15 protein-coding genes, 1 tRNA gene, 2 rRNA genes and 2 pseudogenes (1 of these 20 running past the window's edge) are annotated in these 15,148 nt (G+C 61.5%); 17 read left to right on the forward strand and 3 right to left on the reverse strand.

Going from position 1 to position 15,148, the window contains the following annotated elements; all coding sequences use genetic code 11:
• From H556_RS0107410 to H556_RS16635, 4 genes are all read left to right on the forward strand, one after another.
• Positions 1-559, forward strand: a 23S ribosomal RNA gene (locus H556_RS0107410); it begins 2,222 nt to the left of the window's first position.
• A gap of 76 nt (positions 560-635) precedes the next feature.
• Positions 636-750, forward strand: a 5S ribosomal RNA gene (rrf, locus tag H556_RS0107415).
• A 57-nt stretch (positions 751-807) separates the two neighbouring features.
• Positions 808-884, forward strand: a tRNA-Met gene (locus tag H556_RS0107420).
• 82 nt (positions 885-966) lie between these two features.
• Complete coding sequence (locus tag H556_RS16635) at positions 967-1,278, forward strand: hypothetical protein (RefSeq protein WP_245559444.1); 312 nt, start codon at positions 967-969, stop codon at positions 1,276-1,278.
• Positions 1,279-1,449: 171 nt separating this feature from the next.
• On the opposite strand, the pseudogene H556_RS16810 reads toward H556_RS16635, so the two are convergent.
• Positions 1,450-2,493, reverse strand: a pseudogene (locus H556_RS16810) (recombinase family protein); the annotation flags it as partial.
• 152 nt (positions 2,494-2,645) lie between these two features.
• Between H556_RS16810 and H556_RS0107445 the strand changes: the two are divergent.
• The 13 genes and pseudogenes from H556_RS0107445 to H556_RS0107500 all read left to right on the forward strand — a co-directional run bounded on the left by H556_RS0107445 (position 2,646) and on the right by H556_RS0107500 (position 12,040).
• Positions 2,646-2,897 (forward strand): hypothetical protein, encoded by a 252-nt coding sequence (locus H556_RS0107445; protein WP_024353839.1) that lies wholly within the window; start codon positions 2,646-2,648, stop codon positions 2,895-2,897.
• Positions 2,887-3,081 carry a hypothetical protein gene (locus H556_RS16290; protein ID WP_155802437.1) on the forward strand — a complete coding sequence of 65 codons (195 nt, stop codon included), beginning with the start codon at positions 2,887-2,889 and terminating at the stop codon, positions 3,079-3,081. The genes H556_RS0107445 and H556_RS16290 overlap by 11 nt, the downstream gene beginning before the upstream one ends.
• Before the next feature lie 109 nt (positions 3,082-3,190).
• Positions 3,191-3,841 carry a recombinase family protein gene (locus H556_RS0107455; protein ID WP_024353840.1) on the forward strand — a complete coding sequence of 217 codons (651 nt, stop codon included), beginning with the start codon at positions 3,191-3,193 and terminating at the stop codon, positions 3,839-3,841.
• A gap of 87 nt (positions 3,842-3,928) precedes the next feature.
• Positions 3,929-4,102, forward strand: a complete 174-nt coding sequence (locus tag H556_RS0107460) for a hypothetical protein (protein WP_155802438.1) — start codon at positions 3,929-3,931, stop codon at positions 4,100-4,102.
• A gap of 62 nt (positions 4,103-4,164) precedes the next feature.
• A complete protein-coding gene (locus H556_RS0107465) occupies positions 4,165-4,365 on the forward strand; it encodes a hypothetical protein (protein WP_155802439.1) in 201 nt (66 codons plus the stop codon).
• A complete protein-coding gene (locus H556_RS16815; protein ID WP_024353843.1) occupies positions 4,362-4,568 on the forward strand; it encodes a hypothetical protein in 207 nt (68 codons plus the stop codon). The genes H556_RS0107465 and H556_RS16815 overlap by 4 nt, the downstream gene beginning before the upstream one ends.
• Positions 4,565-4,882: pseudogene (locus H556_RS16820) on the forward strand (recombinase family protein); the annotation flags it as partial. The gene H556_RS16815 and the pseudogene H556_RS16820, both read left to right, overlap by 4 nt.
• Before the next feature lie 106 nt (positions 4,883-4,988).
• Positions 4,989-5,240, forward strand: coding sequence for a hypothetical protein (locus tag H556_RS16645; RefSeq protein WP_024353844.1), 252 nt, complete (start codon positions 4,989-4,991; stop codon positions 5,238-5,240).
• A 237-nt stretch (positions 5,241-5,477) separates the two neighbouring features.
• A complete protein-coding gene (locus H556_RS16525) occupies positions 5,478-5,885 on the forward strand; it encodes a hypothetical protein (RefSeq protein ID WP_211216113.1) in 408 nt (135 codons plus the stop codon).
• Between the two features lie 380 nt (positions 5,886-6,265).
• Complete coding sequence (locus H556_RS0107485) at positions 6,266-7,429, forward strand: MFS transporter (RefSeq protein ID WP_024353845.1); 1,164 nt, start codon at positions 6,266-6,268, stop codon at positions 7,427-7,429.
• 391 nt (positions 7,430-7,820) lie between these two features.
• Positions 7,821-8,141 (forward strand): ArsR/SmtB family transcription factor, encoded by a 321-nt coding sequence (locus H556_RS16060; RefSeq protein WP_081650914.1) that lies wholly within the window; start codon positions 7,821-7,823, stop codon positions 8,139-8,141.
• A 47-nt stretch (positions 8,142-8,188) separates the two neighbouring features.
• On the forward strand, positions 8,189-9,610 hold the full coding sequence (locus H556_RS0107490) for an NAD(P)-binding protein (RefSeq protein ID WP_024353846.1): 1,422 nt from the start codon (positions 8,189-8,191) through the stop codon (positions 9,608-9,610).
• 600 nt (positions 9,611-10,210) lie between these two features.
• A complete protein-coding gene (locus H556_RS0107500; RefSeq protein WP_155802440.1) occupies positions 10,211-12,040 on the forward strand; it encodes a TonB-dependent receptor in 1,830 nt (609 codons plus the stop codon).
• Positions 12,041-13,064: 1,024 nt separating this feature from the next.
• Here H556_RS0107500 and H556_RS0107505 read toward each other — a convergent pair.
• Together H556_RS0107505 and H556_RS0107510 are read right to left on the reverse strand one after the other, a co-directional pair.
• Positions 13,065-13,688: a glutathione S-transferase family protein gene (locus H556_RS0107505; RefSeq protein ID WP_211216114.1), complete on the reverse strand. Its 624-nt coding sequence runs from the start codon at positions 13,686-13,688 to the stop codon at positions 13,065-13,067.
• An 8-nt stretch (positions 13,689-13,696) separates the two neighbouring features.
• Positions 13,697-15,127: a M20/M25/M40 family metallo-hydrolase gene (locus H556_RS0107510; RefSeq protein WP_024353849.1), complete on the reverse strand. Its 1,431-nt coding sequence runs from the start codon at positions 15,125-15,127 to the stop codon at positions 13,697-13,699.
• Positions 15,128-15,148: the final 21 nt, after the last annotated feature.

Raw genomic sequence — 15,148 nt, forward strand, 5'->3', positions numbered from 1 at the left:
ATGGCATAAGCTAGCCTGACTGCGAGACTGACAAGTCGAGCAGAGACGAAAGTCGGCCATAGTGATCCGGTGGTCCCGCGTGGAAGGGCCATCGCTCAACGGATAAAAGGTACTCTAGGGATAACAGGCTGATTTTGCCCAAGAGTCCATATCGACGGCAAAGTTTGGCACCTCGATGTCGGCTCATCACATCCTGGGGCTGGAGCAGGTCCCAAGGGTACGGCTGTTCGCCGTTTAAAGTGGTACGTGAGCTGGGTTCAGAACGTCGTGAGACAGTTTGGTCCCTATCTGCCGTGGGTGTTCGAAGCTTGAGAGGATCTGTCCCTAGTACGAGAGGACCGGGATGGACATACCTCTGGTGGACCTGTCATGGCGCCAGCCGTGCAGCAGGGTAGCTAAGTATGGAATAGATAACCGCTGAAAGCATCTAAGCGGGAAACTAACCTCAAAACAAGGCTTCGCTGAGGATCGTGGAAGACTACCACGTTGATAGGCCAGGTGTGGAAGCGCGGTGACGTGTGAAGCTTACTGGTACTAATAATCCGATCGGCTTGATCGTTTCTCAGCAAAACTCATTCGGTTTTTACTTGCCGAAATCAAAGACAATATCTTCTCATTCATGTGTGTCGGGTTGACCCGGTGGCTCTGTCGGAGGTTCCCCACCCGATCCCATTCCGAACTCGGTCGTTAAGCCCTCCAGAGCCGATGGTACTTCGTCTTAAGGCGCGGGAGAGTAGGTCGTCGCCGGGTCTACCCGACACACATGAATGATATCTCGAACCCTTCTTCCTTTACTCACCGCCTTGCCGCGGGATGGAGCAGCCCGGTAGCTCGTCAGGCTCATAACCTGAAGGTCGCAGGTTCAAATCCTGCTCCCGCACCCAGTGATACCTCACACCCGGACGTGAGGCTTTGATCTACAGAAACCCCATGGCTCCTGGCCGTGGGGTTTTTTGCGTTTCGCACTTGGCCCAGCGCCAGAAGCGCCGCCAGACTGCCGTGAACCTCCAACTGGAACTTGCCCAACCCCTCCAGCGGGATGAAGTCTACCCGGTCGACCAACTGGCGCAGTTCCGCGCGCACCTCCTCGCCGTCCTCGCCCTCGATGGCCTGGTGCAGATTCTCAGCAAGCCGCCGATAGGCGTCAGCGGCGCCGGGGTGCAACTGGATCACCGATGGGGCGGCGTCGGCTGCCAGTCGGGCCTGGATCTCGCTGCGGCGGGTCTTCAGCGGCGCGCTGATCGTCTTCAGTTCGTCCGTCTCGATCGCGCCCTCTAGGCACATGGTCTGTGCGCGCTTCAGTTTGCGCTCAATCTCCGCCAGTTCGCGTTCCAGCGGCGCCCGTTCAACCTGAAGGGCCCGGCGCTCCGCCTCGGCGGCGGCGTGAAAGGCTCTGACGGCCTCCGCGATCGCTTCAGGCGACAGCAGATGGGTCTTGATGCCGGTGAGGACGCGCTCTTCCACTGTCTTGGCGGCGATGATCTTGCCGTTGGAGCAGGTCCCGCGATCGTAGCGGCCGCTGCAGTTGTACTTGCCGCCCTTTAGCGTCATGGCGGAGCCGCACAGGCTGCACTTCATCAGTCCGGACAGCAGGCGTTTGGGTTTGCGAGTGAGCGTCTTGGGTTGTTCGGCCTGGGCAGCGAGGCGGGCCTGGACGGCGTCCCAAAGTTCCTGATCGATAATGCGCAGGTGCGGGACCGGCTGGCGCAGCCCTTCCTCAGGCGGGTTCAGCACCGATGAGCGCTTTCCGGTGTCGGGGTGCTTGCGGTAGCGACGCCGATTGAACACCCGCACGCCGATATAAAGTTCCTGGTGCAGGATGCCGTCCTGGGCGCGGCGGTCGCCATGAATGGTCGACGGCGTCCATTCGCCGCCGCGTGGGCCGGGCTCGCCGGCGGCGTTCAACTTGTGAGCGATGGCGCGGGCTGACATTTCGTTGTGGCCGAAGTCGTTGAAGATCTGGTGGAGGATGCCGACCTGGCGGGTGTTGGGCTGCAGTTCGCCCTTGCTGACGATGTCATAGCCATAGCAACGGCCGCCGCCTGAGTAGCCGGCCTTGACCCGTGCCGTCAGGCCTCGACGCGTTTTCACGGCCAGGTCGTGCAGGAAGAGTTCGTTCATCGTGCCTTTCAGTCCGATGTGAATTCTGTCAATCGGGCCTTCGGCCAGGGTCTTCAGCGCGACGCCGGCGTAGGCGAGGCGTTTGAAAATGCCGGCGATGTCCTCCTGGTCGCGCGACAGCCGGTCGAGCGCCTCAGCCATGACATCGCTGACTTCGCCGCGCTCCACCGCAGCGAGGAGGGCGCGCAGTCCTGGCCGATTGGCGATCGCGCTGCCGGAAACGGCCTCATCTCTGAACACGAGAACGTCTGTGACGCCCTCGGCTCGGCTGGCCTCGCGCAGCAGTGCGATCTGGTCTGCGGTTGATCGGGTGTTCTGGAGGTCGGAGGAATGGCGGCCGTAGATGGCGCGTTTCTTTGGGCGAAGGACCAAGGGATTTCCCGGTTGAAGTTTTCTGCAAAAAAGCGGTTGACGATGTCTGTCGTGTCGTCTTATATGGGCGGATAAGGCGAGCTGCGCCTGTAACTTGACATTGCTGTCTGGCTATCGCATTCTGCGGGAATAAACAACCCCGGGGAGTGCATATGCGTGTCGCCCATTGGGGCGCGGCGGACGCCGATGCCCTTGATCAGAAAGAATATTCCGTCCGGCTGATGGGCGGTGAGGCGCTGCGGATGCGTCTGGAGGCTGCGGACCTGTCCGCCGTCAGCGAGCAGTTGCGTCGCGAGCGGGCCCTGGTCGGCCACCTCATCATCGAAGAGGACGGCTATCCGTCGATCGTCGAAGTGCTCGTGCCCAGCCATCGCATTCAGCTGGTGCTCGCTCATGACGGCTGACGCCAACGTCATTCGCCTGTCGCCGCGGCCGGAACGACGCAGGCCGGCACGGCCGCTGATCCCTCCCTGGGCGGAAGATGCGTCGATGGCGTCTTATGACGCCGCCGTCGCGCTCCTCCTGCCGACGATCCGCGCCCTGGTGCGGCTGGCGCGTGAGCGCGCGGTCTTCACCGTCGGCGACTGACCTGCGCCGCCGCAAGTCGCGGCGGCCTTCCTACCCCAACAATCCGGCCCGTCGTCATTCGCGCCTCCGCGCGAAGCCGATGGCGCGCGCCCTGAACTTGAGAAATTGAATGGAAGCCCAATTCTCCAAACCGCGAGCACGCAGCTATCGGCAGGCCGCTGGCCTCTTCGATGGTTTTGCCGAGTTGGCGGAAGAATCCGCCGCAGAATCTGTCGTCAGAAAGGACGCCGTCATCTATGTGCGCCTTCCGTCCGATGAGGGAGGAACGGGCGCCGGCCTGACCGACCAGATCGACGCTTGTTCCCTGCTTTGCGCGGAACGGTCATGGAACATCGCTGATGTGGTTGTGGACGAGGCCGTTCGCACGGCGGCCGATCCCCATGGGATCAATCTCGCCTTGTACGCCCAAGCGGATGTGGTGGTCGTCTATGACCTGGCGGTGCTGACGTCCTCCACCAATCTGTTGCTTTGGCTGATCGACGACTTGCAGCAGCGCAACATCGAACTGGCGGTCGCCGCCAACCGATCGGATCTCGCGGAAGCCTTCTCTGACCAGGCCGTCTTCGACGACATCCTGAAAAACAACCCGACCGCCATGGGGATGATCGGCGACATTGAAGACCTGAGGGGCGACCTGACGGACTTTGTGGCGATCGAGGATGACCTTGAGAGCCGGGACGAGTTGATCTGGCTGGTGACCAACGAACCGATCACCGCCGCGCGTCTCGCTGATGAGATCAGCGCCCTTCACCACGCCTGATAGGCCGCAGGCCTCTCCCCTGAAATCAAACCCACCCTCTGTCGCCTCGCCCCCGCGCGAGAGTGATGTCGCATATTGGAAATGCAAATGACTGAAGATACCGCTTGCCCCGCTGAACAGCCTGCAGAACCCGTCCATGAGGTCGGCGTGCGTACTCAGATGATCTGTGACGGCGTGGTCTACGAAATGATCATGCTGCCCGACCCGGATGACCCGGACCGCTTCCACATGCGCCGCGTCCAGCCGGAGGCGCAGCAATGAGGGGCCGTTTCTCGAGGTGCCGCATCGGGCAGAGGCGACCTTCACGCACGAACGACGAAGTGTTGGCCGCGGTTGTCAAACGGTTCCAGGCGACGGCCACGTCCCTGTCGCAGATTAACGAACTGCGGTCTCAGCTCGAGGCGGCCGGCTTTGACGGCGTCGGCATCTGCTTCGAACGTATGGCGACTGGGAAGATCGACACCTTCGTCACCTACGTGACCGGTCCGGCTGACAGTGCCGGTAGTAGCGAGGGAAGCCGATGAAACGTCAGGTCTCCCATTCGTTCGAAGAACTGTTGCGACAGCAGCGTCTCGAGCGCCACGAGGCGGAATTTCAGACAGGCGAACCCTGTGATGAGTTGATCCCCATCGTCTTGGCTTTGGCGCGATTGGACGCGCAAAGGTTCGCGTGTGAACGCGCCTTTGAGGGCCCTCATGCCGCCGGTGGCGAGGAGGTGGCGGCATGACGCTTCGATCCCTTAAGAACAAGCGATGCGTCGGCTATGCGCGATATTCCACCATTCACCAGCGCCAGGAGTCGATCGAGGATCAGCTTAGGATTTGCGAAGAGTATGTGCGCGCACAGGGCGGAATCTGGGTGGCGTCTTACTCCGACCCTGAATGCAGCGGCCAGTCCTTCATGGGGCGTCCGGGATTTGCGGCGCTCATGGCTGACGCCGAACGCGGCAAGTACGACTATGTCGTCACCGAAGATCTGGACCGGATAACGCGACAGGCGTCGGGACTTCATGCCGTTATCGAAGAGCTCGAAGCCTTGGATATCGGTATCCATACCGTTCGTTCTGGCGAAGTGACGCAGATGGCGGCGACGTTCAGCGCCTTTCAGAACGCCGAATACGCCAGGAACATGAGTCTGAAGTCCCGTCGTGGAGTGGAAGGAACAGTCCGCCTTTGCGGCCCTGGTTGTCTATGCTCAGGAGATGGTGCCGGGTCGTGTCGGCCTGGTGTCGGGTCTGATGTTCGGTCTGATGTTCGGGATCGGAGGGATCGGCGCGGCGGGACTAGGCGGTCTGGCCGACGCACGCGGCATTGTCTGGGTGTACCAATTGTGCGCCTTCCTGCCTCTGCTCGGCCTGGTTACCGTCTTCCTGCCTGACATGCGGCGACGACCTGGGTGAAGCCTGGCTCCTGTCGAGGCGGGGCATCCTCGATCTGATCGCAGTCATCCCGCAGCACGGGAAGCCCCCCTACGATGATGTCGCCGATCGGGCGACGCACCAGTGTCCGCTGTTGACGCTTCCGCGACATAGGAAGCCGGTCTCTGAGCTGAAGGTCAGCATTCTACAGCATCGCACATCGTCCGGTGCTGGCGGGCGATGTGGCAAGTCCTGTGCCTGCCCTTGCACTGACACAGCTTGACGTCTATCAGTTGCAAATCATTCGCAATTGTGGCGGGTGTCGGTTTAGGCGTCGCCCTGGAGAAGGGCGCCGCACGCAAGGCGATTCAGGCCGCTCTGGACGAAATGGCCGCCGTCCAGCCCACGCCGGAACAGGTCGTCCTTTCGCGAAATGAATTGATGCGTCTGGAGGCCGCCCTTGCCGAGTTGCCCGAACGCGTCCGGATCGCGGTTGAAATGCACAGGTTCGGGGGAGCGAAAGGGTGGGGCGCACCGCTGGGGGGAGTGATCGGCTCGGAGCTTTGGCGTGAGCGTGCTAAAGATCCGCCACCTCTTCCAGCGGCTATAGTAGGAGTGGGGGTGTCAGAGGCCTTCGGAACGTTGATCAGTTCGAGCCAGTGGATAACTGAAGGCGTAGGGCTCTGATCATGATCTGCAAAAAAAGCTACGCAATCATCGACATGCCTCATAACGGCGCGCGATGGTGGCAACTGGTTTGTCCAATATCGAGTCTCCTACGTGTTGGAATGCGGGTAGGCAGCATTATACAGTAGGTTTGTAGCACCGCGGGGCGGACGCCTCCCTCCGAGCGATTTGTGAGCTGTAGAAAGGGCTGATGACTGCTTGAGGGGCCAATTTTATCGTGATAAAAAGTCGTCGAATAATTGGCCGGATAGACATGGGCACATTAAACGATGCCGACCGATGAGCCGCAACGACTCTTGAAGTTGTTGCGGCGTGCCAACCGGTCTGATCATATCTGCTGACAGGACGCCGCTTGATCCTCATCAATGCGGAGTTTACCTATGCTTTCGGAACGCATGGTTCCCCCTGCCGTCTGGCTTTTATCCTTATTTTTCGCGTCGCTGGTACTGTTTACCGATGACTACGTCATAGCCGGTATTTTACCCGAACTTGCCCGTGATCTGTTCGTGAGCTACGGCATGGCGGGTCAGTTGGTTACCGTCTTCTCCCTGACGGTTGCTATTGCTGCGCCTGTGCTTGCCGCACTTCTCCATGGCTTTGATCGCAAGCGTCTGATGTTGATGGCGCTGCTGATCTTCGCATGCGCCAATCTCGTGGCGGCGCTTGCAACATCATTCAACCTCTTGATGGCTACGCGAGTTGTCGCAGCGCTTTGTGCGGCGGCAATCACTCCATCGCTGTTTGCCGCCGCAGCGTCGATGGCTCCGGCAGGGAAGGCCGGGCGCTACGTAGCGGTTATCAGCTTGGGCGTAACTGGGTCGATAGCATTCGGCGTTCCATTTGGTACTTGGGTCGGTGCAGCCGCCGGTTGGCGATGGACTTTCGGTCTCATGACAATAGGCGGCTTCATGACGGCCATCGCAATATGGATTGTTTTGCCAAGGCCAAAGCCTCAAAAGGTCCCAGGACTGAAAGTGCTGTTGGCTTTGCTGATGTCGCGGCCGCTACTGCTTGGCTTTCTTGCAAATTTTCTAAACATGGCGGCGAGCATGCTGCTTTTGACATATCTCGCTCCGGTCCTTCTCGAGTTGGGTGGTGTGGGCATTGATCAGCGAGGCTTGGTGTTCGGAGTTGCCGGGCTTGCCGGCATGGCAGGCGTCTGGCTGGGGGGGCTCGCGACTGACCGGTTTGGGGCCTTGCGTACCCTAGCAGTGGGGATGTCGGCTTTCGTAATCGCCATGGCCGGGTTGACGGTCCTCTGGAGTTTTCGACCAGTCCCATTGCCTTATTTGCTTGTATTGGTCACCCTTTGGGCAGGGTCGGCATTTTGGAACTCACCCGCTATTGCAGCGAGGATCATGGCCATTGCCGGCAGCGCTGGGCAACAAGCGATGGCCGTCAATACGAGCTTCACCTATCTCGGTGTTGCGTTGGGCGGCATTCTCGGCGGTTTGGCTCTCAATACCGTAGGCGTTGCGTTTCTTTCGCCCGTTTCTTTAGCAATCGGCATCTTGGCGCTAATTGTTCTGCGCGTTTCACGCTGACCTCCCCGTCTAGCCTCGTCTAATATTTTGACTGAGCCTCAAGGGGGGGCGTCAGCAGCGCGCTGCTGTCATGCTACTTCCCTGAGGCCTCTTTTAACGAAATCGGCGCACTTCCGACTGACGCGGCTCGTCCGCCGTCTCTGAACGTCACAGGATAATCCACGGCGGTGCACTACGCCTTTCCAGCCGGGAGCAGCGCTTGCAACGCCGGAGTTCTGGTCGAGGCTCCGATTATGCTCTCCATTGTCCGGATCGTACACTGTCCAGATACAGCACGAGTACGGATGGAGTGATGGCTGGGTCTTGCTGGAGAGAGCGCGCGGTAGCAGAATTTCGATAATAATCGAATTAGTCATTGACTGCCTCCATCAAGGGGCGGTAGCTTCTTTCCATGAACGTCGAACAAGCGGCCAAGCAGTTGGAAGCAATCGGAAATGCGACTCGATTGCGGATCTATCGCTCCCTCGTGCGTGCTGGCGGTGCGGGATTGCCGGTTGGTCGCTTGCAAGAGCGGCTGGGCATACCCCCCTCAACCCTATCTCATCACCTGCAGCGGCTAATTTCGACGGAATTGGTAACGCAGGAGCGTCAAGCCACTACGCTGATCTGCCGGGCGAACTATCCGGCAATGAACGGCCTCATCGATTTTCTGGCGGCCGAATGCTGCGCTGATACTGCACGGGTTAGCGAGGACGAGGGCGCGGCTGCGTAAAATTCTCTCTTCTGCGCTATATTTCGGTTTTTCTAGAAAGACTAAATATGAGGAAGTCAGCAGTTAAATCTTTTCCGGTCGCCATAATCGGCGGCGGTCCTGTCGGACTTGCCGCAGCCGCTCATCTCGTCAGCCGTGGTGTTCCCGTGAAGCTCTATGAGGCTGGCTCCGCAGTCGGCGCCAACATCCGTGATTGGGGGCACGTCCGCATTTTTACCCCCTGGCGATACTGTGTCGATGCAGCGTCGGTCGCCCTACTCGAACGCCGAGGCTGGAAGGCGCCGCCTGCCGACACTTTCCCGACTGGCAACGATCTTGTCCGAAACTATCTCGAGCCGCTCTCGGCGACGCCTGAACTGGCCGCTGTCATTGAGACAGACGCACGCGTTACAGCGATTTCTCGACTCGGTGTCGATAAGGTGGTGAGCCAAGGTCGGGAAGGGCAGCCATTCATTCTGGCGGTGACGACAGCCACGGGAACGCGCCGGGACCTTGCCAGGGCCGTAATCGACGCCTCCGGCACCTGGGCAACACCGAATCCGCTGGGGGCGAGCGGCATAATGGCCAGCGGCGAAAGAGAACACGCTGATCGTATCGCCTACGGCATTCCCGATGTGCTTGGGCGGCATCACACTATCTATGCCAGACAAACCACCTTGGTTGTTGGCGCTGGGCATTCGGCCGCGAACGCGCTGCTCGATCTGACCCTGATGGCGGAGGCTGATCCAGCTACGAAGGTGATATGGGCGACCCGCAGGGCCAACCTCGTGAACATCTATGGCGGCGGGGACGCTGACCAGTTGCCAGCGCGCTCCGAACTTGGCGCCGGCACACGCGCGCTGGTTGAGGGCGGCCGCGTGCCGCTTGTCGCCGACTTTGCGATCTTCGCCATTCGCGAGGAAGGCGGCGGGCTCATGATCGATGGCATGACCGGCGATGGTCCGCGCACGATCGGTCCTGTCGACCGCATCATTGCTGCGACCGGACAACGCCCGGACCTGTCGCTGACGCGGGAACTACGCGTTGATCTCGATCCCTGGTTAGAAAGCACCAAGGCGCTCGGACCTCTGATCGACCCGAACGAGCACTCTTGTGGTTCAGTGCCGGCGCACGGTCATCGTGAACTAGCTCATCTTGAGCCGGGCTTCTACACGGTGGGCATCAAGAGCTACGGTCGCGCCCCGACATTCCTGATGCTGACAGGGTATGAACAGGTTCGGTCTGTCGCCGCCGCGCTTGCCGGCGACCTGCGGGAGGCCGACAATGTCCAACTCGTCCTTCCTGGGACAGGTGTTTGCGTAACCAACTTCAATGTCGGCGGGGGCGAGATCGCAGGATGTTGTGGTAGCCCCGCACCGAAAAGAGGCGACGTTTCGTCGGGAGCCATTGTGTGGTCAAGAACGAAGCTAGGAGGAAGTGCGACTGCGGAGCTGCCGCATAAGCATCGCAACCGGCGATGCAGCTGCTAGGCCTCGCACTTGCGTCCAATCTGCCGATCTACATTAACTCCTGGCTGGCGTTTGGCATCGGGCGCGTCCGCACCTTTATGATGCGGCGTCCGCTGCGCTCGGCCGGCTCTAAGTCAACGCGCATGGACTGCCATTGCGGCGCTGACGTCTGACCCGTCGACGGGGACGGGGGCGTTGTCGGCACAGGCCTCATGCGCGCAAAATCTTGCACATGTAGTTCCCCTTTCTTTCCTGGTTTGGCGGGAACCAAGCTGCAGAAGTGCGCTGGAGCTAGAGGACGCTCATTCGCGCTGAGCCGCCTGCGGGAGCTAGGGCAACGGCCGCTGGACTGACAATGTTAAGATGCGTCAAAGCCGGTGAACTTGCCGGACAGATGCGCCCGGCCGGGGGAGAAGGCGGTCGAACCGCACTATCGGGTCATATGCTGGCCAGCCTTCCACGGAGGCGATCTTGCGCGAAATTTATTGCAAACCTGCTCTACCAATAGCGGCTTTGAGCCGACCGAGATCTTCGCGCGCGCTGGCGAACCTCGCCGCCGGCTCAGCGGCTGTCGCCGCGCTTGTAACAAATGTTTCCGGAGCCCGGGCACAAGAGAGCGCTGTGCGCTCAGCCGTCGACGCGTTCGGAGAACGTACCGGCATTGAGCAGCTCGGTCTCTACAGCGAAAGTCAGGTCAGGGGCTTTGATCTACAGGCCTCGGGCGCCTACCGGGTTGATGACGCCTATTTCAGCCGCGCAGCTCCCTTGAATGACCCTCTACTGACTGGCGTAGGCGTTCGAGTGGGAATTAACGCGTCCCGACTGGCTTATCCATCTCCGACGGGTGTCGTGAACTATCGGTTGCGGTCGCCTGCTGCAGACGATTTTCTGAATATAGGCGCCGGTTGGCGGGACTTCGGGACACGTACGCTGGAGTTGAACGGCTCATGGCGTGCAGCGGAAGGCGCGGGGTTCGCCGGGGGACTCGTGTGGCGGCCGGACGCCCAGTGGCCTATTGGGAATGGACGCGCCTTCGACGCTGGCTTAGTCGGGCAGGTCAGGCTCGCAGACGGCCATATGCTAAAGGCTTTCGCGTCCGTTTACGACCGCGCCTATAATGGCGACTACAGCGTCCGCGCCAGCGGAGACGCACTACCGCCCTTTATCCGAGACCGCCGCAATCGCTCGTCGAACTGGGCGCGCGTGGAGTCTACGAACGTCAATCTCGGTTTCATCTATTCCGCAGATCGCGGTCCTTGGTCGGTTGACGCGTCTGCTTTTCGTTCGATGTTCGATGCGGAGCGGGAAGATTTCACTATCATCTCCGCCGCGGCAAACGGGACGGCGTCCGGCGAAACCCTCATCACCGGGCCCCGCACCAACATATCGGATTCAGCCGAGTTACGGATCAGCCGGATGGTGTCGCGCGGGGAGTTTTCCCATCTATTCAGCGGATCGGTGCGAGGCCGCGCCAGCACGGTCGAGTTCTCGACCGTCCGCTCAGCTCCGATTCCAGCGTTTAGATTGCCCGACATACCAGCCGCCACTGCGCCGATCACGTGGAGCGGGGTGTACGGCGAGGACCGCGTCGAGCAGATGACAGCGTCCCTCGGATATGGCCTGATCTGGAACGATCGCTTGGAGATGCGCCTCGGCACCCACCGAACCCGCTATGACAAGACCGTAACCCCCCTTTCGGGATCAATCACTCGGGGCATAGACGAAAGCACGCTGTTCAACGTTTCAGGAGTCTGGACCGTGCAGGAGCGAACGAGTCTTTTCGCGAGCTGGGTTACGGGCCTGGAAGAGACTGGCGTGGCCCCCCAGACGGCTACAAACAGAAACCAAGTGCTTGAGCCGGTCGAAGCTCGCCAAATGGAACTCGGGGTGCGCCACCGCGTGTCAGAAGGTCTGAACCTGATCGTCGCCGTTTTCGATGTGTCCAAGCCCATGATGGGCTTCCGGCCGGACCAGAGCTATGGGGCCGTTGGCGAGGTTCGTCACCGCGGTGTGGAGGGTTCGCTCGCCGGCGCCCTGTCGGAGCGAACCAGCATCGTCGTAGGCGCCGTGGCGATCGATCCGCTGATATCCGGGTCGCTGGTCGAGGCGGGGCAGGTCGGAACGCGTCCCGTTGGCGTGTCGCGCCTTGTGGCCAACGCCAGCATTGAACACAGAATTTGGCGAACGGTTTCGGTCGATGCGCAGGCGAACTATATCGGGAAACGCGCCGTGGACGCCCTCGGCACGCTGACGACACCAGAAATCACCACGCTCAATCTTGGAGCTCGGACAAGCTTCCGTGTGGCGGACAGGCCAGTGCAGGTGCGGGTCTTGGCGACCAACGTGACAGGGGAGAAAGGCTATCTGGCAAGCCCGTCCGGCCTGCTCTCCTGGGTGGCTCCGCCTACAGTTCGCGCCATGTTCACCCTGACACTAGGCGGAATGCAATGAACCTCGCAGATGAAGCGTGAAGCGAGTGCATGGCAGGGGGGGGGGAGTCTTCAGCGCGGCAAGCGGTTTTTTTCGGGCCGAATTTCCGATTTTATTGAGGGGCAGCGGGAAGAAGGGGCGTTAAAGGTGGCGCATGTCATCAGCCCGCTGCGTGAATAGGAAGCTGGAAACCCGTTGCCGTCGGCAGGAAGCATCGGCGCTATAGGGGTCGTCTAAGAGAGGCGGGCGCGGAACCTGTTGAAGATTAACCGACGCGGGCCAGTTGCTAAGTAACGCGCTGCGGGAGTCAGCGAGTCTGCGTTCATTGGTCGGGAATCGAAACGTGGAAATTTAATCAAGAGTAGACGTTTCGGCTCCAGGGGAAAGAACTGGCGCCATGAGGTCGGGGCCGCAAGCCAGCTCTTTCTTTTTGTAATTGGTTGCTGAGAGCATTTCGGCACTCAGTGCATCGTTCCTGACTTAATGCTGACCCTCTGCCCACCTGTTCGTCGCCATCTCGATCCGCTCCAAGCGCATGGCTACCCGACCGACGGAACAACATATTGCTCTTCGCGAAGGTCTGCCCTGATCGTCAAGGCAGTAGGCTGCATGACCCGCACGGCGATCCTCAAGTAGGCTGCACTACATCGGCGTGGGTACAGCCCTAGAGGGCGATAGTTCTTGTAGCGGAAGGTGGCTGCGGTCTGGTCGGAGGCGATGAACTGGCAGGTTCGAGGTCGCGAAGCGCGAGGGCACATGAACTATGAGGTCAAAAAAAGCTTGCCCAGTGCGGCATGGGAGGGCCGATGGCGACACGGACGGCGAGACCACGACCGCACCCGCTGAGCCCGGCAGCCATGCCGATCAGGCTTCCCCGTGCGCGCGGCACGAAAAGCGGTTCTGCTCCCTTGCCAACATCGTCGTTCGATTGGTGCGCAGCGACGGCAGGCCGATAGGCCGTCGAGCGCCGTAAAGGGTACCCTGAAACTCCCATCCTGATCGGATCGTCCAGGGCGCGCACACGACCTGGCGTGACAACGCTTCACTAGGCGTCGTGGGTTTCGCCCGACAGAGGGGTCGCCCGCATCGAGGCGCGGGCCTCGAACCGATCGAACCACAGACACAGGCGCGCATGGTCGCGGAAGCTGGGTAGGCCGCGAAACTCCAGCCAGCTCAGCGTCGTCGCCAGGGCGATGCGGCCGATGTCGATCTCGTCGTCCGGATGCAGGACGTCGTCGAGCCAGGCATAGCTGCTCAGCAGCTTGTCGATGTAGCCGTCGCGCAGCGGAGGATAGCGCAGATGCTCGGGCCGCCGGACCGCCTCCCAGCGGATCGCGATGCCCGCGTCGGCAAGGCCCTGGGCCACGGATTGCAGGGCCAGCGCCTGCCATCGCCGCTCGCCTTCGGCCGGGATCAGCGGGGCGCCCGCGTGGAGGGTGTCCAGATAGGCGCAGATGACATCGGAATCGAAGAGGGCGCCGCCGTCCTCGCGGATGAGGACCGGCACCTTGCCGAGGGGGTTTCGGGAAAACACCGCCTCGTTGCGAAGCGTCGGGCTGGTCTCGTGGTGGACCACCTCGATGCGCTCCGCCAGGCCCGCCTCATGGGCGAAGACGAGGGCCTTGCGAGCGTAGGGCGAATGGGTCTGGTAAAGCAATGTCAGCGACATGTCCGGCCTCAGAGAGAAGAAGGGGCGGGGCGTCCGCCCGCATCATGAAGGATTTGCGCCAGGGCGAGGGTTACGTTCAGCGCCGTCGGCAGATGAAGGAATTCGTTCGGTCCGTGGGCATTGGATTCGGGGCCGAGCACGCCGGTCACGACGAACTGGGTGCGCGGGAATTTCTCCCCCAGAATCGCCAGGAAGGGGATGCCCCCGCCCCCGCCGTAGAGGGCGGCGGCGCGCCCGAATGCGCCCTGGGAGGCGCGATCCAGCGACTGGGCGAGCCACGGCGCAATCGGCGGCGCGCTCCAGCCGGGCGAGACGAAATCGATCTCGAACTTCACCTCGGCGCCGTAGGGCGGGTCGGCTTCCAGGATCGCCTTCAGCCGTCGCCCCGCCGGCTCCGGATCGAGCGTCGGCGGAAGACGCAGGCTGAGCTTCAGCGCGGTCATGGGCAGCATGACCGACGCGGCGTCGCCGATGGACGGCAGGCCGTCCGCGCCCGTGACGGCGAGCTGGGCCCTCCATGATCGATTGAGCGCCAGGGCGGCCCCCTCGCTCTCGACCGGCCGGACGCCGGGACGGAAGGGAAGGGCGTCGTAGAGGGCGCTTCCCAGCGCGTCGGCCGCGAAGACCGCCTCCTCTCGCCGATCGGCCGGAATCTCCACGGTGAACTCGGGCGGGAAGATTTCGCCCGTCGCGGGATTCTCCAACCGCGCCAGCAGGCCGGCGGCGATGCGGAAGCTCGAGGGGATCACCCCGGACGCCTCGCCGGAATGGACACCCTGGTCCAGCACGCGGACGCTGAGCACGCCGGCGACCTGGCCCCGCAGCGAGGTGGTCGCCCACAGCTGGTCATAGTTTCCGCAGCCGGAATCGAGGGCGATCACCAGCGCCGGATCTCCAAGCCGGTCCAGGAGATGATCCACGTAGAAGGGCAGGTCTTCGCTGCTGGATTCCTCGCACGCTTCGATCAGGATCAGGATGCGCGGATGAGAAAGGCCCTGGAGCCTCAGAGCCTGAACGGCGAGGATCGCGCTGAATATCGCATAGCCGTCGTCCGCCCCGCCGCGTCCGTAAAGACGGTCTCCTTCCAGCGACGGCGCCCAGGCGCTGCGCCCTGGCGCCCAGCCGTCCATGGGCGGTTGCTTGTCCAGGTGGCCATAGACCAGCACCGGCTGTTCGCTGTCGCCGGGGATGTCAATGAACAGCACCGGTGTGCGGTCCTCCAGGGTGATGATCTCGACGGTCGAACCGGGAACGCCCGACAGTTGTTCGCGCGCCCAGGCGGCCATGAGATCCGCCGCACGATCCATATGGCCGTGGGCTTTCCAGTCCGGGTCGAAGGCTGGAGATTCACAGGGTATGGCGATGTATTCTAGCAACGGCGGCATGACCTCTGCGGTCCATCTGTCCTCGATGAAGCTGCGTAGACGCACGATATCCATGTACAAAAGTCTCTTCTGGTC

This window comes from Brevundimonas naejangsanensis DSM 23858 (assembly GCF_000421705.1).
GTDB lineage: Bacteria > Pseudomonadota > Alphaproteobacteria > Caulobacterales > Caulobacteraceae > Brevundimonas > Brevundimonas naejangsanensis.